The sequence below is a fragment of the Limosilactobacillus panis DSM 6035 genome (genome assembly GCF_001435935.1).
Taxonomy (GTDB): domain Bacteria; phylum Bacillota; class Bacilli; order Lactobacillales; family Lactobacillaceae; genus Limosilactobacillus; species Limosilactobacillus panis.
In genome coordinates, this window is sequence record NZ_AZGM01000143.1 from 3,864 (window position 1) to 23,514 (window position 19,651).

Consider the following 19,651-nt stretch of genomic DNA (forward strand, 5'->3'; position numbering starts at 1 on the left):
TACCATTTTTTAATCCGGTCGCGAGTGATAACAGTGCCAATGATGAAGACCAGTAGCTCCGTCACCGGAACGGCTGCCCAGACCCCATTAATCCCTAGCGTGTGGGCCAGTAACAAGATCATCGGCAGGAGGATGATGTAACCCCGCAAGAGTGACAGGGTAAATGATGCCCGCGGCATGTCAATGGCCGTCAAGAACAGGATTAACATCAGGTTTAGGGCAATAAAGAAGATTCCCGTAAAGTAAATCGGTAGTCCGGTGCTGGCGTAAGCGGCCAGCTGGCTGGAATTGGTTGTGTTAAAGAGGCTGATAATCTGCTGCTTGAAAATAATCAGGATGATAAAGTTAATCACCGCCAGGCTCAGGGTGATTTGAATGCCCCGCTTAAGGGCCTGCTTGACATTGGCAAAGTGGCCCGCACCAAATTCCCGGCTGGCAATTGGTTGTACCCCGAGAGCCACCCCGTTAGAAATGGCCAGGACCACGATGGCAATGTTGGAGACTACTCCATAGGCCGCCACCGCGTAATTGTTGGCGAGGGCCAAAAAGACCCGGTTGAAGAAGTAGATACTGACCCCGTTACTCATCTCGTTTAATGCGGCCGCAATACCCAGACTCGCTGCCTTGGCAAGGTTGCGGACTTTCGGCAGCTGCCAGTGAAGGGTGAGCTGGCGACCTTTGAAGTGGCGGTGCCTGGTGAGTACCAGGAGGCTAATCATGGGTGAAACCAACGCGGCCAGCGCGGCCCCTTCAATCTTTAGCCCGCAGCCAAAGATCAGCAGCCAATCGATGATGATTACGGAGAGGGTTTCCGTCAGAGTTGCCTTCATCGTCAGCGTCGGGTTATTATCGTTGCGGACAAAGTTGACCGAGATGTAGCTGCACATGTAAAGGGGCCCACTCCAGGCAATGATTCGCAGGTAGGTGATTGACATCGCCCGGGTCTGTTCATCAGCCCCTAAGAAGTCAACGACGGGATGGGCAAAGATGGTTAACAAGATGGCCAGCACCACCCCGAAGATCCCGGCAAAGGTAATCAGCTGGCTGAAGAGGCCTTTGACCCGTTCGGGGTGCTGGACCTTGTTGAGTGAGAACATGGTGGCCCCACCGACACCCAGTAAGAGTCCGGTCGCGTTAAAAATACTAAAGACCGGCAACACGATGTTTAGGGTGGCCAGACCAAAAGCCCCCGCGGCAATCGAAATAAAAAGGGTGTCGATAATTACGTATAGCGACAACCCTAGAGTAGCGATGACGTTCCGCGTGACGTAGTGGCGGACCTCACCGTTAATTGAACTATTCATTTAGATCGTCCTCCTCACGCTCTCGTCTCCCAACACGTGGTTGGGCGCCTGTCGGAGAACCGTAAAGTAATTTACGCAAAACCCGGCGATTTTGCAACCCTTATTTACAAGTAACTATCTTACTAAATTTTCCGCGTAACTTGCAAGCATTAAATCAGGATCCCGTGGCAGTGGTCAACCTCGTGCTGAACAATTTCAGCCGCAAAACCGTCTAACGATAGCTCCTGCTTTTGCCAGTTTTCGTTACGGAAACGCACCTGAATCTTTTGGTAGCGGGTGACCGGACGTTGACCAGGTAAAGAAAGACACCCTTCTTTTGTTTGGTAGGGCCCTTGCTTTTTAATAATGGTGGGGTTGAACATGACAACCGGGAAGGGACCCAGTTGGGCAATAATCACCTGCTTGGTGACACCAATCATATTGGCACCCATCCCCACACAGCGGTCGGCATTCGCCTGGAGGGTGTCGCGCAGGTCGCTGGCGAGTCCTAAGTCAGCCTTGGTTGCTGGTTGACAGGGGCGGGAGAGAATCATTGTGTCCTTATTAATTGGTTTGATCAAATTTAAAACCTCCTAAAAAAGGCCCTTGCACCATGAAATCTAGATGCGGGGGTCGACTAATTATTTGTGGTGGTGTTGCTTACCAGCATTCCGCTGCCGGTTCCGCTTTTCACGTTCCACCGTCTTTAGTGATGTGGCGCTCGGCTTCTTGAGCTGGTCAATTGCCGCCGACGTTGCATTTGCTTTCGGCGCGGTCTTTGGTGCTTCCGGCATCTTGATGGGGTTCTTCTTAGCCTCTTCTTCGATCCGCTTCCGGATACGTGGCCGGTAGGCATTGACCATCAGGGTTTGTAGAATGGCGAATAGCCCACCAATGAAGAAGTAGAGCCCTAAACCGGCGGATGACGTCAGTGAGATAAAGAAGGTCATAAACGGACTCATCCAAATTGCCATCTTCATTTGCTTCTTTTGTTCTTCCGGCACACCGACAAGACCCAGGTAACTCTGAACCGCGTAGGCGATAAAGGAAAGGACATCGAAGATAAAGCTCGGCTTCCCCAGGGCAATTCCGAAGAAGGTTGCGTGGTAGAGGTCTGGCGAATAGCGGATTGCAGCATAAAGGGCGGCAAAGACCGGCAGCTGAATCAACAGTGGCAGGCAACCGATTCCCCCGGTTAGGCTGATGTTGTTATCCCGGTAGAGGGCCATCATCTGTTGACTAACCGCGGCCTGTTCTTCCGGTGTCTTAGCAGCCTTCTGCTTGGCCGTTAGCTCCTTAATCAGCGGTTGAACCCGGGCCATCTTTTCCTGGGTGATCGTTGACTTCTTCATCTGCGAGAACATGACCGGCAAGAGGATCATCCGGACAACCACGACAATCACGATAATTGCCCAGCCGTAGTTGTTGCCAAAGTGAGCGGCCAGCCATTCCATCAGGTGCTGCATGGGCTTGGCCATGTAGTCGTATACGAAACCGTACGGCTTACCGCTCTTCGTAGTACGGACACAGCCACTCAGTACGATGAGCATCGTGGTTAAGAGCCCCGCAACGGTAATTCTTTTATGCTTCATTTATTATTTTCTCCTTGGTATATAGTTACAAACATGACATATCTTAACCTAAAACGCGCTTAAATTCTAGGTATGACACCTAATTAACGCCGAATTGTGAAAACCTGGTCATAGTCTTGGCACCGGCCTGTGGCGACCTGGCAGTCAACGACCCGGGCGTATGGAGTGGGCCCCGCCTTTACCTGCTCGATAAATTGTTGGACTTGGTCTTTTGATCCTTGAACCTCGATGTAAACCTGGCCGCTGGGGAGGTTCCTCACAAAACCAGTGACCTTGAGCTGGCGGGCGATGCTCATGCACCCCCCAACGAAAGCCAACGACCTGGACGATTCCATTAATTGTAAGCTGATAGTTAACCATTTCAATTCTCCTTAACTAAAACTTATGAAATGATGAATGAGTTGCTAGTATTGTACAACATTTTTCATGGTATAATTATGTGATAAGAAAGGTTGTTTAACTAATGGAAGAATTAACTTCGGTTCATAACCAACACGTTAAGAATTGGAAAAAGTTGCAGACAAAGAAGTACCGCAAGCAGAGTGGGGAATACCTGCTTGATGGTTGGCACTTGGTCAATGAGGCCCTGAAGGCAGGAAACCAAATCAACCAGTTGATTGGTACGGAAGATCAGCTGGCGGCCCATCCCGACTTACAGGAACAGGCAGGGGCAACCTACGTTGTCACTGAGGAAATTATGAAGCACATTACCGATACGGTAACCCCCCAGGGAATTGCCGCGGTTGTAGACTTGCCGGATGCCCACCGGGTACCGGAAAAGATTACCGGCGCCTGGCTTTTCTTGGATCGTGTTCAAGATCCCGGAAACGTCGGTACGATGGTCCGGACCGCTGATGCGGCGGGCTTCACTGGGGTTGTTGTCAGCAACCGGTCGGCCGATATCTTTGGCCCCAAGGTTGTCCGGTCAATGCAGGGGAGCCAGTTCCACCTGCAGCTTTTGGAAGGTGACCTGAAAAAGTGGATTGCCGACTTTAAGAAGGTCGGTGCCCCGGTTTACGGGACCCAACTGAACCCGGCGGCGAAAAACTTCCGCACGGTTAAACCCGGATCGACCTTTGACCTGATTATGGGAAACGAGGGCCAGGGGATGGACCAGCGGTTGCTTGCCCAGACCACTGCCAACCTCTACATTCCGATGCGGGGCGAAGCCGAATCGTTGAATGTTGCTGTGTCGGCGGGAATCTTAATGTTCCAGTTGAACCAGCAGTTAGGTTAAGTCGTTATTGTTTAAAATAGTTGCCTGATTAGGTATGATAAGCACCAACCGGATGAAAAGGGGTATTACATGAAAACAGAGAATGAATGGCGTAACGACAAGGAGTATGTAGCGATTATTAGTGACCTGTTAGCCCAACCGGCAGTTCAAAAGCTGGCCAACTACACTCAGCACCATCATTCTAACCGCCTTCAGCACTCAATTGCGGTTTCTTACGATAGTTACAAGATCGCTAAAAGAATGCATTTGGACTACCGGAGCACGGCCCGGGCTGGTTTGTTGCACGACCTGTTCTATTATGACTGGCGGACAACGAAGTTTGACTTAGGTACCCACGCCTTTATCCATCCACGGGTAGCACTGCGGAATGCAGAGAAGATTACCCCATTGAATAAGAAGGAAAGGGATATTATCCTAAAGCACATGTTTGGCGCCACGATGGCGGTTCCCCGCTATCCAGAGAGTTTGATTGTCTCCTTAGTCGATGATTTTGAGGCGGAACACGAATTCTTTGGTCCCCTGCGTGCAAAGCTGCGGCGGAAGATCAAGAAACGCCGGATGCGGACAACTTGGTAGAAAGGAGTGTTATGATGCCAAAGTTAGCTGAAAAAAAGGTAGCTGATGGTGACTGTAAACTATGCCCAAAGTTTACGCAGACATTTATGATGCTTGGCAAGAAATGGAATGGGTTGATTATTGAGGTTCTCCTGGAGAATCCCCAATTACGGTTCAAAGACATTGCAAATGCAATTACTAAGTGTAGTGACCGGGTCCTATGTGAACGGCTCAAGGAGTTGGAGGACGAACAGATCGTCATCCGTAAGACCTATCCGGGAACGAGCCGGGTCGAGTACGCATTGACGGCCCGGGGTCAGGAATTAGCCCCCGTGATGAAGACCGTCCACCGGTGGAGCGACAAGTGGTGCTAATTTCCGCTTGACCTTCGCCGGATGAGTGTTTACAATATTGGGTATGAAAAAGGCGTTGACGAAAACTAGTAGCCGGTCGGGCCCGTCAGAGAGCCACCACGGATTCTGAGAGTGGTGGTCAGTGTGCAAAGGTGAATTTCATTTTCCGAGCTGATACGTAATGGTATTCCGGTTGATCACCGTTATTTTGATTGACTAAGTGTACTAGTTATCCGTAGCTAGTAAACTAGGGTGGTACCGCGAAGCTTCGTCCCTATTGGGATGGAGCTTTTTTGTTTGTTCAAAGGAGTTGAAAAAATGGGATTAAGAGATAAGTTAACGGAACTTCGTGAGCAGGGGCTTGAAGAAATCAAGAACTCCAAAGACCTCAAAAAGATTAACGAAGTTCGGGTCAAGATGCTTGGTAAGAAGGGCCCCATCACGAGTGTCCTGCGGGGAATGCGTGATTTAAGTGCCGAGGAACGGCCGGTCGTCGGTCAGTTTGCCAACAAGGTTCGTGACGACCTGACGGAAGCAATCGAAGCACGCCGGACTGAATTGGAACAGGCGGCTTTGAATGCCGAACTGGCCGCTGAAAAGGTGGACGTTACCTTGCCCGGGACCCCGGTTGCCCAGGGGCAATCACACGTGATCCAGCAGATTATCGACCAAGTCGTGGACCTCTTCGTTTCCATGGGTTACGAAGTGGCCGTGGGGGATGAAGTTGAGCAGGAAGTTTACAACTTTGAAAAGCTGAACCTGCCTAAGGACCACCCCGCTCGTGACATGCAGGATACCTTCTACGTTACCCCTAAGGTACTGATGCGAACCCAGACCTCACCAATGCAGGCGCGGATGCTGGAAAAGCATGACTTTAGCCAGGGACCATTAAAGATGATCTCACCAGGGAAGGTTTACCGGCGTGATACCGACGATGCGACCCACAGTCACCAGTTTAACCAGATTGAAGGGATGGTTGTTGGTAAGCACATCACCATGGCGGACCTGAAGGGGACCCTGGAAGTTGTTGCCCAGTCCCTATTTGGTGATAAGCTCCAGGTCCGTCTGCGGCCAAGTTACTTCCCATTTACGGAACCATCCGTTGAAGCCGACATTACCTGCTTTAACTGCATGGGGAAGGGCTGCGCAATTTGTAAGCACACCGGCTGGATTGAAGTTCTTGGTGCCGGAATGGTCCACCCGAACGTCTTGAAGATGTCCGGAGTTGATCCCGAAGAGTTTGGCGGCTTTGCCTTTGGCCTGGGTCCAGACCGTTTTGCCATGCTGAAGTATGGGGTTGACGATATCCGGAACTTCTACCAAAATGACGTCCGTTTCCTGAACCAGTTCGATGAGAAAGGATAATCTAAATGAAAGTATCATACCAATGGCTTAAAGAATATTTAGACATTGACGTTGCTCCCCGCGACCTGGCAGAAAAGATCGCCCGGACTTCCGTTGACATCAATGATGTTTACTCCCTGAGTGATGGCCTTAAGAAGATCGTGGTTGGTGAAGTGGAAACCTGCGAACCCCACCCGGACTCTGACCACCTTCATGTTTGTCAAGTTAACGTGGGAGAAGACGAACCAATTCAAATTGTCTGTGGTGCACCCAATGTTGCCGCCGGTGAGAAGGTAATTGTTGCCCTCCACGGTGCCCGGATTGGCGACAACGTCAAAATTAAGCGGGGCAAGATTCGTGGTGTCCAATCTAACGGTATGCTGTGTGCCCTCCAGGAACTGGGCTTCAGCGATAAAATTGCACCGAAGGATTATGACGAGGGAATTTACCTCTTGCCGGATGATGCCAAGCCTGGTGACAGTGTCTTCCCTTACCTTGGAATGGATGACACCATCATCGACACTGACGTTACGCCTAACCGTGGGGACATGCTGAGCATCTACGGAAACGTTAATGATATTGCTGCTTTTTATGGCCTCAAGCCCCACTTTAAGGAGCTGGCCATTAAAAAAGAGGGGGACGAAAAAACTGCGGACCTCGTCAAGACCACCGTTAATGACGAAAAAATTTCCCCAACCTATAAGCTGCGGATCATCAAGGGGGTCAAGATTGCTGATAGTCCCCTCTGGATGCAGATTAAGCTGTGGAATTCTGGAATTCGCCCGGTTAACAACGTGGTTGACGTCACCAATTACATCCTGTTGAAGTATGGCCAACCATTGCACAGTTACGACTATGATAAGCTGCCCGGCCACCAGTTTGGTGTGCGGCACGCTAATAAGGATGAGAAGTTCACGACCCTGGATGGGGACGAACAGACCCTGATTGAAAATGACATCGTGGTTACGGCTGACGACCAGCCAATTGCACTGGCCGGAACCATGGGTGGTGAGGGGACTGCCGTTGCCGATGACACCACAACGGTCGCCCTGGAAGCCGCTATTTTTGACCCAATCATGGTTAGAAAACAGGCCCGTCGCCTTGATCTCCATAGCGAATCCTCCATGCGTTTCGAACGGGGAATTAACCCGGCAACGGTTGAGACGGCCCTGAACGAAGCGGCCGAGCTAATTAGTGAACTGGCCGGTGGTGAAATTACCCAAGGAATCGTTACCGCCAGCGAAAAGCCGGCCCAAGACAAGCAGATTACCCTTTCCTTGAGCAAGGTTAACCATGTCTTAGGGACCAACCTGAAGATGGCTGAAGTTACGGACATCTTCAAGCGGCTGGCCTTTCCAGCAACGGTATCTGAAGATGACCAAATTGTTGTGACCGTACCGGCTCGCCGGTGGGATATCTTTGTTGCGGCTGACCTTTACGAAGAAATTGCCCGGATCTATGGCTATGATAACCTGCCAGCTACCCTGCCGGTTATGACACGGAACCATGGTGGCTTAACCGCCCGGCAGAAGTTTATCCGGGCCAGCCGTCACGACATGGAAGGCATGGGATTAGACCAGGCAATTAGTTACTCACTCACCACGGTTGAAAAGGCTAAGCAGTTCCAAATTGACCCCGTCGATGAACCAATGAAACTTGACTTCCCAATGAGCTCTGACCACGTTGCTACCCGGATGAGTATCATCAGTGGTCTTCTGATTGACGTTGCCTACAATGTTGCCCGGAACGTTAATGATGTGGCCCTTTATGAAGAGGGGCGGGTCTTCTTGCCAAAGGGTGGCGAACGCCCGGAGGAACAAGAACACCTGGCGGCCGCAATTACGGGACACCTGCTGGCCAACTCTTGGCACCTTGACGACCAGCCGGTTGACTTCTTCCAAGTAAAGGGAATTGTGGAACGTTACCTCCACAACCTGGGAATTGCTGGTGAAATTGCCTACGTTGCTGATGACCAGCGTCCTGAAATGCACCCCGGGCGGACGGCAGACATCTTAATTGATGGCCAGCTGGTTGGCTTTGTGGGTCAGGTTCACCCAACGGTTGCTAAGGACTACAAAATTCCTGAAACCTACGTCTTTGAGCTTAACTTGGAAGACCTGATTGCTGCTGACAAGGTGGCAAACGAATACCACCCAATCAGTAAGTACCCGGCAATCACCAGGGATATTGCCCTCTTGGTTGACAAGAATGTTACCAACGCGGACGTCTTGGCGGTTATTAAGAAGCGGGGAGGCGCCTTCTTGAAGAATATCCACCTCTTCGACGTATACAGTGGCCTCCACCTGCCGAAGGGCAAGAAGTCACTGGCCTACACCTTGACTTACCAAGATGTTCACAATACATTGACGGAAGACCAGGTTAACAAGGCCTTTGATAAGGTTACTAACGCCTTAGTTGATGACCTTGGTGCTGAAATCCGTTAATAAAAGTTGGAAAAAGCATTGGAGCGCACCTTTGGCTAGGATAGGATGATTGTTGGCACGAAACGGGCCAATAGTCCTCCATAACTAGACACGAGGAGCGCGCTTTTTTTCCGTGATTGTAGTATTTGACAAACAAGGACTGGTGGGGACCAAATGCAAGAAGATAAACTAAAACGACAAAACCGCCTTGTCCTGGTCCTATTGGCCTTACTAGTGGTGGTTGGCCTGGGGATCCACCAGTATTTTAACTATGCGCTGACCCCGGTTAACCGTTCCAGTACGGCTCGCGTGACGGTGACGATTCCGCAAGGTGCTACTGATGACCAGGTTGCCGCAATCCTGAAGAAACACGGCTTAATCCGGAGTCGGTATGTCTTCAGCTACTACCTGCAAACGCACAAGACGAGTGGTGTTAAGGCTGGTCACTTCACCCTACGGCAGTCGTCTTTCGTACCCCAGATTGCTAACCGCCTCCAGGAAAACCAGGCGGCAAAGCGCCACTAGCCAGTTGATGGGGACCCAATTGTGCTGTATACTATTTCAGATTAAATTTTTAAGAGGGGTAAAAGAGTTAAATGAATTCTCAAGTTAAAACGCGCCCAATCATTATTGGGGTAACTGGTGGTTCGGGTAGTGGTAAGACTACCGTTAGCCGGGCAATCTACAATGAACTGAAGGGGAAGGACATCCAAATCATTACCCAGGATACCTACTACAATGACCAGGCAAACATGACGATGGCGGAGCGGAAAAAGGTCAACTACGACCACCCGCTGGCCTTTGACACCGACCTGCTAATTGAACAATTAGCGGCCCTGCGTAACAACCAGGCCATCGAGATGCCGGTCTACGATTATAAGAAGTATACCCGGACGAACAAGACCGTTCACGTTGAGCCTACTGAGATTATCATCTTGGAGGGAATCTTAATCCTCGATGATGAGCGCCTTCGTGACCTGATGGATATTAAGGTTTACGTTGATACTGATGACGATATTCGCCTGATTCGCCGGATCAAGCGGGACATGAACGAACGGGGCCGGTCGCTGGATTCAGTCATTAACCAGTACCTGGCAACTGTCAAGCCGATGTTCCACCAGTTCATTGAACCGACGAAGCGGTACGCTGACTTGATTGTGCCCGAAGGTGGGGAAAATCACGTGGCTATTGACCTGTTGACCACCAAGGTCCGGGATATTCTGGTTAAGCGTGGACACACCCTATAAACCTGTTTACAAGCTTGGCAATAAATGGTAATGTTACCACGGAATTATTTTAGAGGAGTGTATTGTTATGGCTGAAGAAAGAACGTTTCCAATGACCCTGGAAGGGAAAAAGAAACTGGAAGATGAACTTGAAGAATATAAAATGAAGCGTCGTCCTGAAGTTATCAAGCGCATTAAGATTGCCCGTAGCTACGGTGACCTGTCCGAAAACTCGGAATACGAGTCAGCAAAGGACGAACAGGCAATGGTCGAAAGCCGGATTGCCCAAATCGAAAACATGCTGCAGTATGCAGAAATCATCGACAACGAAGATGTTGACAAGGATGAAGTTTCCATGGGCCGGGAAGTAACCTTTAAGGAGCTGCCGGACGAAGAACCCGAAACTTACACCATCGTTGGTGAATCAGAATCTGACCCCCTGAATGGTAAGATCTCTAACGAATCACCAATGGCTAAGGGCCTCTTGGGGCACAAGGTTGGCGAAGAAGTCGAAATTGAAATTCCAAGTGGCACGATGAAGGTTAAGATCTTGGAAGTTAAGTAATTAAAAGGAAGCTAGAAAAAAGCATCAGAGTGCTCCGTATGGCTAGTATAGGACGATTGTTGTCACGGAACGGGCCAATGATCGTCCGTAATCAATGGACTTGCTTCGCGGCGCTAGACAATAGGAGCACTCTTTTTTCCGCGATTACTGTGTAATATTCGTAGAACGGAAAGAGGCTCCCGTTTTTCAAGTTTTCTCCCAGCCCCTTATTGTTGTTGTTTTGTTGCTGCTCTTCCAATCCAATACCTTGATTTTCCCTTACATTTACGCAAAAGGATTGGGATTTTGCCTTAAACATGGTAAGGTTAATGGTATGAAAGTGCTACCATTAGCGATGGCATAATAAGGGGATGTTTACATGAAATTAATTATTACGGATGAAGCGAGCAAGTGGTTTAAAAACGAACTAGGATTGCAGGATGGCAACGGGATCAAGTTCTACGGGAAGGTCTATGGCTTTACGGAAGTTCACCACGGCTTTTCACCGGCCTTCAACCGGGAGGATAAGCCAATTGAGCCCATCTTAGAAGAAGTTAAGGACGGCATCAACTACCACATTGATGGCCTGGACGAATGGTTCTTTAAGGGTCTGGTCACCACGGTTGACTATAACGCAAAGACTGACGGTCCGGTCTTCCACTTTAAGCACGAAAATGATGAGGACCAGCCGGACGTTGCGGGGATCAGTAAGGAAGAGGAGGAACACCCAGACGCTTCCACCGGTGCATCGCAACATTAGGAATCCAAAATTACCTAAGACTAATTAGAAGTGAATCAAGGCTTTAAAAAGTACAAAAGGGACTCTAGTGATCGGAAAATCCGAAAGCTAGAGTCCCTTTGTGTACGGCATTGTAGCATTTTTAGAAGCTATGTCACAGCCCTCTTCAAATTATTACCGTTGGCGCTTAATAATGACGATAGTCCCGGCGAGGCAGACGAGGCTGATGAGCGTCCCGGCAAGCAGGTATGGTGGCCGGTAGAACATCGTTACCTGGTGGTGGCCTGGTGACATTGGCACAGCCATGAAGGTGCCGAGAACGGTTTTACTGGTCGCCGGTTGACCATCAACGCGGACATGCCAACCCTTGGCTGCCGGAATCGTGGTCATCAAGACGCTTTGACTGCGATGGATGTTGACGGTCCCACTAATCCTAGCATTTGAGAAGTGGCTGATCTTCAACGGTGACTGCTTAAGCGTCTTCAGACTGGCGTTAAACGACCGCTGGTTTAGCCGGTAAACACTGACGTTTTGCAGCCAGGCAGCTTGGTGCTTGAGACGCATGGTGATCGTCACCGGCTTGCCCTTCTGGTGGTGGGCCAGGTTAATAACGATGGTATCCCGGTAATTCTTTGTCTGGGCAAAGGCCTTCCGGTTAACACTCAGCCGGATGTCGTCAGCTGCCTCGGGCCCCACGGTCAGGTAGTAAGAATCGTTGGTTGGTGGGGTAAAGGTCAGCTTGATGGCCGCCGGTTTCAAGAAGTCCTTGCGGCGGAATGTTGTGCCCGTAATCTGCCTTGCTGACTGAACGTTTTCAAAGCGGACCGCGGTGAAATTCTGGACAGCAAAGAGGGAGTGGTTGATTGGCCGCCCCGCCAGTGCCTGCATGATTTGGGACTGGTAATTGACCGGGTCCAGGGTCGTGTGGGCGAGACTAAGGATCTCGTTGCTGGCCCCAAAGGCAATTGGCAGACTATTCGGGTTACGTTGGATCCTAACCTTACTGGTAGAAGCACTTGTTGCCAGTCCGTTCCAGTCTGGCCGGTAGCCGGACCGGGGCATTAGCGGGGTTGACGGGTTCTTCTTGGTCATCGTGTATTTAAAGCCCAGCAATGCATCGGTGACTTGGGTCCCGTTGGAGTACGTGATGAAGCCATCGCCGGCGGGTTGGCCAATTGCCCCCATAAAGTCCGGGAGGGTCGGTTCTAGGGTTGAACCAAAATGGTCACCCGAGTTGAAGTCGGCCTGGAAGGGGTCGTCCTTGGTCCGGGTGAAAGTTTTAGCTACCCGGAAAAGGCCCTGGTCGTGCTGCCTAATTTTCCGACTGGCCTGGTCAAGCTGGCTAGTGTAGGTTGCAAACTCGTTTTGGGAGACGTAGGCGATGCTGTTCAGACTGGTAAAGGCGGCGTTAGCAACGTCGCAACAGGCGAGGCAGATTAAAAGAAGGTCATACAATCCCGGGGCGTTTCGCCGGTTAATAAGGAGGTAAACCAGGCTGATTCCAGCAAAGCTAATCCCGATGATCCGTTGGTCGGTACTGATGTATGACAGCTTAAGGGTCCCAGTGTAGGCGAATATGACAACGGTCAGCACCAAGAGACACAGAACCTGCCACGGGGCCGGCCGGTAGTTGACCTGAAGGGTGCGGGCGGCCAGTAAAATACACCAGCAGCAGAAGACAAAGGAGAAGCGGTAGGGGTACCAAACCGGGAACTGCCCAGCATGCCAGAGAAGGTCTAACGGTTCGTAACAAAATGACAGGATAAAGAAGATGGTCACACCCGCGGCAGCAATCCGCTGGGTCCACTTGACGCGTGAGTTAAAGAAGTAGAGGGCAAAGCCGAGGATCATGATCATGCCGACGTAAATGTTGGGCTGCCCCTTTGGCATCTGGTCGAAGTTGAAGGAACCCGGAACGAGTTTTGCCAGCATCTTCAACGGGAAGTACTCAAACCGGCTCCTGATTACGTTCTCTGTATAGGTGCCCTTACTTTGGCTGAGGGCAAAGATTGTCGGTAGCAATACAATTGCAGCAATTCCGGCCGCAAGCAGTGAGGACCAGGCATAGCGGAGAAAGGCCATTCCACGGGCCTGCCAATTTTTCAGGACCGGGAGCTGCCAGATGATAATCAAGAGGGTGAACAGGCAGACCATCCAGGCCATGTAATAGTTGTCGACCATCATTACCGCCAACCAGGCAATGTAGGTGCCGACCTGCCGTTGGTGGATTAGTTTGAATAACCCCCAAATAATCAGGGGAAGGATCACCAAAACATCCAGCCAGATCATGTTTAACTGGTTGGCAATCATCCAACCGTTTAAAGCGTAAGTAGTGCTAAATGCCCAAATCCGTGGGCCACGTTGCCACCCGGTCCGGTCAATCAACCAGGCGAAGGAAAGCCCCGCCAGGCCGTAACGGAGAAGGAGGATGACCATTATCCCACTGGTCAGCAATTTCCCGGGAAATGCCAGTAGAATCAGGTTGAGGGGACTGAAAAGGTAGTAGGCGATGGTCCCCCACATTTCACCGCCCAGGCCCTTGCTAAACGAATAGATTAAAGAGGATGGGTGGTGGAGAAGACTATTACGAAAGTAGGAAAAGAAGTCGATATACTGTTGCCCCAGGTCGACAGTTAAGAGGCTGCTACCACCAAAGGGCGCCATTTGGCGGTAAGCAAAGTAACTACCCATGATCAAAACAGGCAGTAGGAAGCTTCCCCACAAAACGATGGATCTTTTACTTATCTTTGACGTTTGTAACACAACAAATTCCCCTTTTAGTCATTTCTTACACGTAGGTCACATTATATAACGAAAAATGTGTTTAAATATTGACGGAAGTTAAATTTAGGTAAATCTGAAGGGAAGTAGTTCAAATTTTACCGAATAAAGAGTATTATTCTTGTGTTAGTAGTGGCGTTTGCCTGCGCAAAATAACAAAATTTGTTAAAATAGTATTCACTACAATGAAGGAGAATTTGATCCGGTGAAAATTTTTGATCGAATGAAGAGCCTATTTGGTTCACGAAGTAATAATAAAAAGCGGAATGCTCAGTCGATTATCCCGTTTCGGTTAAACTTCTTGTTGTGGGTTGTCGGAATTCTGTTACTGGCCCTTGCTGCCCGCCTGTTTTACCTCCAGGTGCTCAACGGGACAGCTTACAAAGCTGAGGTCAAACGGTCTGATACTTCTATCCAGACTAACAACGTCCAGCGGGGGATGATTTATGACTCCCGGGGGGAGGTGTTAGTTGGTAACCAGACCCACCAAGCGATAACCTATACTAAGGGGCCGGATGTGACTTCAGCAGACCTCTATAAGATTGCTAACCGCCTGGGTAAATACGTGTCGGTCTCCAATAAGAATTCACGGTTAACGGACCGGAATGAAGAGGACTACTTCCTTGCTGATAAGGGCCGGTTAAAGCAGGTCTTAAAGCACGTCAAGACTTCAGACAGTGACTCTGATGATGACAAGTACAACAAGGCCTTGAAGTACCTGAGTGCCCACCCATCTACTTGGCACCTGACGAATCAGCAAAAGAACAACGCGCGGATTTATGCGGCAATGAGTGGGGCCTACTCCCTTTCCACAACCTATATTAAGGAAACGGGTGTTACTGGTAAGGAACTTGCTCAGGTTGGTGAACACCTTGGCGAGATGCCGGGGGTCAAGATTGGGACCGCCTGGACGCGAAATTATCCGCAGGGGAAGAACTTCCAGTCCTTTACCGGGAGCGTTTCGACAACCGGGTTGCCGAGTGATGAGGTTAACTCCTTACTGTCACAGGGATACTCTAGAAATGATAGTGTGGGACAGAGTTACCTCGAAAAGGAATACCAGGCCACCTTGGCAGGGTCCAAGTCCCAAACCCAGGTCACCACGAACGGCGGCAACAACGTCACCAAGGAAGTTGTTAAGTACCGTGGGAAGAAGGGTGACAACCTGGTTCTGACGATCAATGCTCAGCTACAAAAGCGGGTTCAACAGATCTTACAACAAAACTACTCTGCGGCGGGGAATAGCTACTCACCTGGGGTTTACGCAGTGGTTATGAATCCGAATACCGGGGCTGTCTTAGCGATGGCGGGAATTGACCGTAACACTAAGACTGGTAAACAGACGGTTGACGAAATTGGGGCTATTAACCACCCAATTACCATGGGGTCGGTTGTTAAGCCGGCCACGGTCATGGGGGGCCTGATGTCGGGAGTAATCACTCCGTCGAATAACACCCTGACTGATAAGCCAATCAAGGTTGAAGGAATTGCGCAAAAGAGTTCCTGGTTCAACCACGGTGGGGGTGCCGACATGGCGGTTGACGCACCGACTGCCTTGGAAGTTTCATCTAACTCCTACATGATGCAGGTGATTATGAAGGAAGGAAAGATGAACTACACGGATGATGGTCCGATGACGCTGAAGCCAAGTATTTTCCAGACCGAACGAAAGTACTTTAACATGTTTGGCCTAGGGCAAAAGACGGGGATTGACCTTCCTGGTGAGACAGCTGGTTACGAAGGACCATCTGATGAAAAGCACATCGGTTCGGCGCTTGACTTGGCTTACGGGAACTATGATGGTTACACAACGATTCAGTTAGCCCAATACATGTCGACAATTGCCAACGGTGGGAACCGGATGCGGCCGTACGTGGTTAAGGAAATTAGGGGGACCAAAAGCAATGGGGAGCTGGGACCAATTCAATCCGTTACCCAACCCCAAGTTCAGCAGGTCATCCCGGCGCCCAAGTCATACTTTGACCTTGTCCACCAGGGACTTTACCTGGTTACGCACGGGACCAACGCCTACGTTACTGCTAAGAACATGTCAAGCCTAAAGCCATCCGTATCTGGGAAGACCGGGACTGCCCAGACCGTTTCTGATGGTCACGATACAACGACCTTGAGTTTTGCCGGCTTCTCACCATCCAAGAACCCGCAAGTGGTGGTTGCTCTGGCCATTCCTGGTTGTACGAATGATGATGGTGAAGCCAACATCACGATGGCCAAGCAGATCTTCCAGGCATACTGGAAGACTGTCCGCAGCTCTAGCACTGCTAACGATCAGACAGATTAAGGGGCTGTCAAGGAATTTTCCTTAACGAACTTGAACAAAACCCTAGCCAAATCCACTAATAAATGATATAGTTGTACGAGTTAGGGTTACGATAAATAACCAATTAAAGATTAAAAATATGTTTGGAGGTTTCAACTCATGCGTGTCAACATTACACTTGAATGTACTTCATGCCATGAACGGACTTACTTAACCAGTAAGAACCGTCGTCACAATCCCGACCGTCTTGAATTAAACAAGTACTGCCCACGGGAACGTAAGGTGACATTACACCGTGAAACTAAGTAATTTAGTTTCTCTTATCCTGCCGATAGCATTGCGCTGTTAGCAGGATTTTTTATTGTTAAGTTGGTTTTAAGAGGAGAGAGAATGACAGAAGAAAACAACGCAGCTCTGCAGCAGGCAATGCAGTTAATGCTAAACGCCGGGGATGCTAAGGAAGCAGCCCATGAGGCCATTGAAGCAGCTCATGATGGGGACCTGGCGAGTGCCAAACAAAAATTAGCTCAGGCTAAGGAAACGTTGAACACGGCCCACAACACGCAGACTAAGATGCTGACTAGTGAGGCTCAGGGGAAAAAAGTGGAATTAACCCTTTTAATTGTTCACGCCCAGGACCACTTGATGACTGCCATTACTTACGTCGATCTCGCAGGTGAAATTATTCGTCTCTACCAACGCCTCGCTGAAGACAAGTAAACGGACTTACCCTTACCGACCGTTATAAAATAACGCTTGCAAAAAGCGTAGTGAGCGGTGATAATAAGTTGTTGAAACCGTTTATCTTATTTAGCGTAAAGGGGAGATTGTAGAATAATGAAGTATTCAAAAGCCGAACTGCGTCAAGCTTATATTGCCCGGTTGCAGCAGCTGGATGTTAACACCCGCCTTAATGAAGAAAAGGCGTTGGCATCCATCCTGTATGACCAGCCGGAATGGATGGGAGCAAAGGTTATTGCGCTGACCCTCAGTCAGTCCTTCGAGATTGATACGGCCCCGTTGATCCTTCATGCCCGGCATGAGGGACGGACGGTAGTTGTTCCCCGGACCTTGCCTCACCGACAGATGGAGTTTGTCGAGTTAAAAGAAAATACGACCTTTGAAGAGACAACATTTGGTATTTTGGAACCAAGCGACGGACGTGTTTACGGCCCGGACGAGATTGACCTCATGATCGTTCCCGGGGTGGCATTCACAAAGGATGGCTACCGCTTGGGATTTGGTGGAGGTTACTATGACCGCTACCTTGAAAATTACCAGGGTAAGTCGCTGTCACTGGCGTTGCCAACCCAGGAAGCTGAGAATGGCGAATGGGCGCCAGAAGATCATGACCAGCAGGTTGACCGAGTAATCACACTCGCGGAGAAATAGCGAATGCAGGCAAACTACTGGAAGAACAACCCCGTGACGGTAAGTCTGATTGCCATTCAAGTCGTCGTCTTCCTAATGATGACGATGATGGGGGGCTCAACCAACACTGTCGTTTTGCTAAAGTTTGGGGCGTTGAACGCTTCTCTCGTGCAGGCTGGACAATGGTGGCGGCTAATTACCCCCGTCTTTGTTCACATTGGTTTTGCCCACATCTTAATTAACAGTATTACCCTTTACTTTATAGGTCTCTACATTGAGCAGCTCTTTGGTCACTGGCGGATGTTAGTTATTTACTTTGTCAGTGCCATTGCCGGTAACCTATTGAGTACCTTTTGGATTTCCAATGGCTTATCGGCGGGAGCAAGTACGGCGATTTTTGGCCTCTTTGGTGCCTTTATTATGCTGGGCGTCACTTTTAGGGAAAACCAAGCGATTCGGATGCTGGGTCGCCAGTTCTTAATCCTGGTTGTCCTGAACATTGTGACGGATCTTTTCGTTCCCGGCATCGACCTTGCGGGACACCTTGGCGGCCTAGTAGGGGGCTTTTTAGCCGGTTATGCTGTTGGTGCACCCCGCCTTGGCCACGTTAATTCTGTGGAACGGGTGCTTGCCACGGTGGTTTTAGTTCTCGGGTTACTAGTTTTATTTGTTAAAGTGAGCTGATAGGATGGCTTTACCACGTGAATATCGGACGTTATATGATGTTCAGCAGCTGCTGAAGGAGTTTAACGTCTTTGTGTATGTGGGCAAACGATTGTACGATATCGAGCTAATGGCAATTGAGTTAGACCACCTGTACGAAGCAGGGGTCGTCGACAAGACAACGTATATGAAAGCAAAGATTGTTCTTAGAAAAGAACATCGTGAAGAAGAGCGCCGGGAAAAGTCTGGGCGCCTATACTAATTTAATAAACCAGGAGGAAATTAATAATGGCAAAGAAGTTATTTGGTGTTGACCTTGGTGGGACAACAATTAAGTTTGCAATCTTGACTCAGGAGGGTGAGATCCAACAGAAGTGGTCAATTCGGACCAACATCTTGGATGATGGTTCCCACATTGTTCCTGATATTGTGGATTCCATTAACCACCACCTGGACCTTTACAAAATGACACCCGACCAGTTTGTTGGTATTGGGATGGGAACTCCCGGAACCATCGACCGTGACAAGGGGACAGTTGTTGGGGCCTTTAACCTTAACTGGAAGACCACCCAAAGGGTTAAGGAGCAAATCGAAGAGGGAACAGGCATGAAGTTTGCCCTTGATAACGACGCCAACGTAGCCGCTCTCGGTGAACGCTGGAAGGGTGCTGGTAACGAAGGTGACGATGTTGCCTTCATCACCCTTGGTACCGGTGTTGGGGGTGGACTGATCTCCAACGGTAAGCTGGTTCACGGAATTGTCGGTGCCGGTGGTGAAGTCGGCCACATGATTGTTAAGCCTAACGGTTACCTTTGTACTTGTGGTAACCGCGGCTGTCTAGAACAATATGCTTCAGCAACTGGTGTTGTTCATGTGGCCCAAGACAAGGCAGAAGAATACGAAGGTAACAGCCGCCTTAAGGCCATGATTGATAACGGTGACGAGATCACTTCAAAGATTGTCTTTGACCTGGCCAAGGATAACGACTACCTGGCAAACACCGTTGTGGACGAAGTTACCTACTACCTTGGTCTGGCATGTGCTAACCTTTCTAACGTCCTTAATCCTGAATACCTGGTTATTGGTGGTGGGGTCTCCGCTGCCGGTGACTTCCTGTTGAAGCGGGTTCAAAAGAACTTTGAAAAGTTTGCCTTCCCAACAGTTCGGACTTCTACCCAGTTGAAGCTGGCAGAATTGGGGAACGATGCCGGTGTTATCGGTGCTGCATCCTTAGCTCGGCAGTTTGAATCAGTTAACTAGTT

At 49.7% G+C, this 19,651-nt stretch carries 21 protein-coding genes and 1 other annotated feature; of the genes, 16 read left to right on the top strand and 5 right to left on the bottom strand.

Annotation, left to right across the window (positions count from 1 at the left end):
- From FD32_RS09100 to FD32_RS09115, 4 genes are all read right to left on the bottom strand, one after another.
- Positions 1-1,304: MATE family efflux transporter (locus FD32_RS09100; RefSeq protein WP_047768799.1), on the bottom strand; the 1,304-nt coding region annotated here is incomplete at its 3' end.
- Between the two features lie 149 nt (positions 1,305-1,453).
- Positions 1,454-1,864 carry a peptide deformylase gene (locus tag FD32_RS09105; RefSeq protein ID WP_047768801.1) on the bottom strand — a complete coding sequence of 137 codons (411 nt, stop codon included), beginning with the start codon at positions 1,862-1,864 and terminating at the stop codon, positions 1,454-1,456.
- Positions 1,865-1,924: 60 nt separating this feature from the next.
- The gene (gene yidC / locus FD32_RS09110; protein WP_047768803.1) at positions 1,925-2,875 is read right to left on the bottom strand and encodes a membrane protein insertase YidC; all 951 of its coding nucleotides are present in this window, start codon (positions 2,873-2,875) and stop codon (positions 1,925-1,927) included.
- Between the two features lie 83 nt (positions 2,876-2,958).
- A complete protein-coding gene (locus tag FD32_RS09115; RefSeq protein WP_235803801.1) occupies positions 2,959-3,171 on the bottom strand; it encodes an acylphosphatase in 213 nt (70 codons plus the stop codon).
- Positions 3,172-3,338: 167 nt separating this feature from the next.
- Between FD32_RS09115 and FD32_RS09120 the strand changes: the two genes are divergently transcribed.
- The 9 genes from FD32_RS09120 to FD32_RS09165 all read left to right on the top strand — a co-directional run bounded on the left by FD32_RS09120 (position 3,339) and on the right by FD32_RS09165 (position 11,317).
- Positions 3,339-4,112 (top strand): TrmH family RNA methyltransferase, encoded by a 774-nt coding sequence (locus tag FD32_RS09120; RefSeq protein ID WP_047768805.1) that lies wholly within the window; start codon positions 3,339-3,341, stop codon positions 4,110-4,112.
- 69 nt (positions 4,113-4,181) lie between these two features.
- Positions 4,182-4,688, top strand: coding sequence for an HD domain-containing protein (locus FD32_RS09125; protein ID WP_047768807.1), 507 nt, complete (start codon positions 4,182-4,184; stop codon positions 4,686-4,688).
- A gap of 14 nt (positions 4,689-4,702) precedes the next feature.
- The gene (locus FD32_RS09130) at positions 4,703-5,041 is read left to right on the top strand and encodes a winged helix-turn-helix transcriptional regulator (protein ID WP_047768809.1); all 339 of its coding nucleotides are present in this window, start codon (positions 4,703-4,705) and stop codon (positions 5,039-5,041) included.
- A gap of 46 nt (positions 5,042-5,087) precedes the next feature.
- Positions 5,088-5,299: a binding site (T-box leader), on the top strand.
- Between the two features lie 39 nt (positions 5,300-5,338).
- Positions 5,339-6,385: a phenylalanine--tRNA ligase subunit alpha gene (locus tag FD32_RS09135; protein WP_047768811.1), complete on the top strand. Its 1,047-nt coding sequence runs from the start codon at positions 5,339-5,341 to the stop codon at positions 6,383-6,385.
- A 5-nt stretch (positions 6,386-6,390) separates the two neighbouring features.
- Positions 6,391-8,808, top strand: a complete 2,418-nt coding sequence (pheT, locus tag FD32_RS09140; RefSeq protein WP_047768813.1) for a phenylalanine--tRNA ligase subunit beta — start codon at positions 6,391-6,393, stop codon at positions 8,806-8,808.
- 153 nt (positions 8,809-8,961) lie between these two features.
- Complete coding sequence (locus FD32_RS09145) at positions 8,962-9,312, top strand: endolytic transglycosylase MltG (protein ID WP_047768815.1); 351 nt, start codon at positions 8,962-8,964, stop codon at positions 9,310-9,312.
- 71 nt (positions 9,313-9,383) lie between these two features.
- Entirely contained in the window at positions 9,384-10,034 is a 651-nt protein-coding gene (gene udk / locus FD32_RS09150) for a uridine kinase (RefSeq protein ID WP_047768816.1), read from the top strand.
- A 67-nt stretch (positions 10,035-10,101) separates the two neighbouring features.
- A complete protein-coding gene (greA, locus tag FD32_RS09155; RefSeq protein WP_047768818.1) occupies positions 10,102-10,578 on the top strand; it encodes a transcription elongation factor GreA in 477 nt (158 codons plus the stop codon).
- A gap of 358 nt (positions 10,579-10,936) precedes the next feature.
- The gene (locus FD32_RS09165) at positions 10,937-11,317 is read left to right on the top strand and encodes a HesB/YadR/YfhF family protein (RefSeq protein WP_047768822.1); all 381 of its coding nucleotides are present in this window, start codon (positions 10,937-10,939) and stop codon (positions 11,315-11,317) included.
- Positions 11,318-11,470: 153 nt separating this feature from the next.
- On the opposite strand, the gene FD32_RS09170 is transcribed toward FD32_RS09165, so the two are convergent.
- The gene (locus FD32_RS09170; protein ID WP_047768825.1) at positions 11,471-14,059 is read right to left on the bottom strand and encodes a YfhO family protein; all 2,589 of its coding nucleotides are present in this window, start codon (positions 14,057-14,059) and stop codon (positions 11,471-11,473) included.
- A gap of 241 nt (positions 14,060-14,300) precedes the next feature.
- Here FD32_RS09170 and FD32_RS09175 point away from each other — a divergent pair, with 241 nt between their 5' ends.
- From FD32_RS09175 to FD32_RS09200, 7 genes are all read left to right on the top strand, one after another.
- The gene (locus tag FD32_RS09175; RefSeq protein WP_420323854.1) at positions 14,301-16,376 is read left to right on the top strand and encodes a peptidoglycan D,D-transpeptidase FtsI family protein; all 2,076 of its coding nucleotides are present in this window, start codon (positions 14,301-14,303) and stop codon (positions 16,374-16,376) included.
- 138 nt (positions 16,377-16,514) lie between these two features.
- A complete protein-coding gene (gene rpmG, locus FD32_RS09955) occupies positions 16,515-16,664 on the top strand; it encodes a 50S ribosomal protein L33 (protein ID WP_047768829.1) in 150 nt (49 codons plus the stop codon).
- A gap of 81 nt (positions 16,665-16,745) precedes the next feature.
- Entirely contained in the window at positions 16,746-17,075 is a 330-nt protein-coding gene (locus tag FD32_RS09180) for a PTS lactose/cellobiose transporter subunit IIA (RefSeq protein WP_047768831.1), read from the top strand.
- 117 nt (positions 17,076-17,192) lie between these two features.
- The gene (locus FD32_RS09185; RefSeq protein WP_056962179.1) at positions 17,193-17,747 is read left to right on the top strand and encodes a 5-formyltetrahydrofolate cyclo-ligase; all 555 of its coding nucleotides are present in this window, start codon (positions 17,193-17,195) and stop codon (positions 17,745-17,747) included.
- 3 nt (positions 17,748-17,750) lie between these two features.
- Entirely contained in the window at positions 17,751-18,410 is a 660-nt protein-coding gene (locus FD32_RS09190; protein WP_047768834.1) for a rhomboid family intramembrane serine protease, read from the top strand.
- Between the two features lie 4 nt (positions 18,411-18,414).
- The gene (locus FD32_RS09195) at positions 18,415-18,651 is read left to right on the top strand and encodes a YqgQ family protein (protein ID WP_047768836.1); all 237 of its coding nucleotides are present in this window, start codon (positions 18,415-18,417) and stop codon (positions 18,649-18,651) included.
- A 26-nt stretch (positions 18,652-18,677) separates the two neighbouring features.
- Entirely contained in the window at positions 18,678-19,649 is a 972-nt protein-coding gene (locus FD32_RS09200; protein WP_047768838.1) for an ROK family glucokinase, read from the top strand.
- Positions 19,650-19,651: the final 2 nt, after the last annotated feature.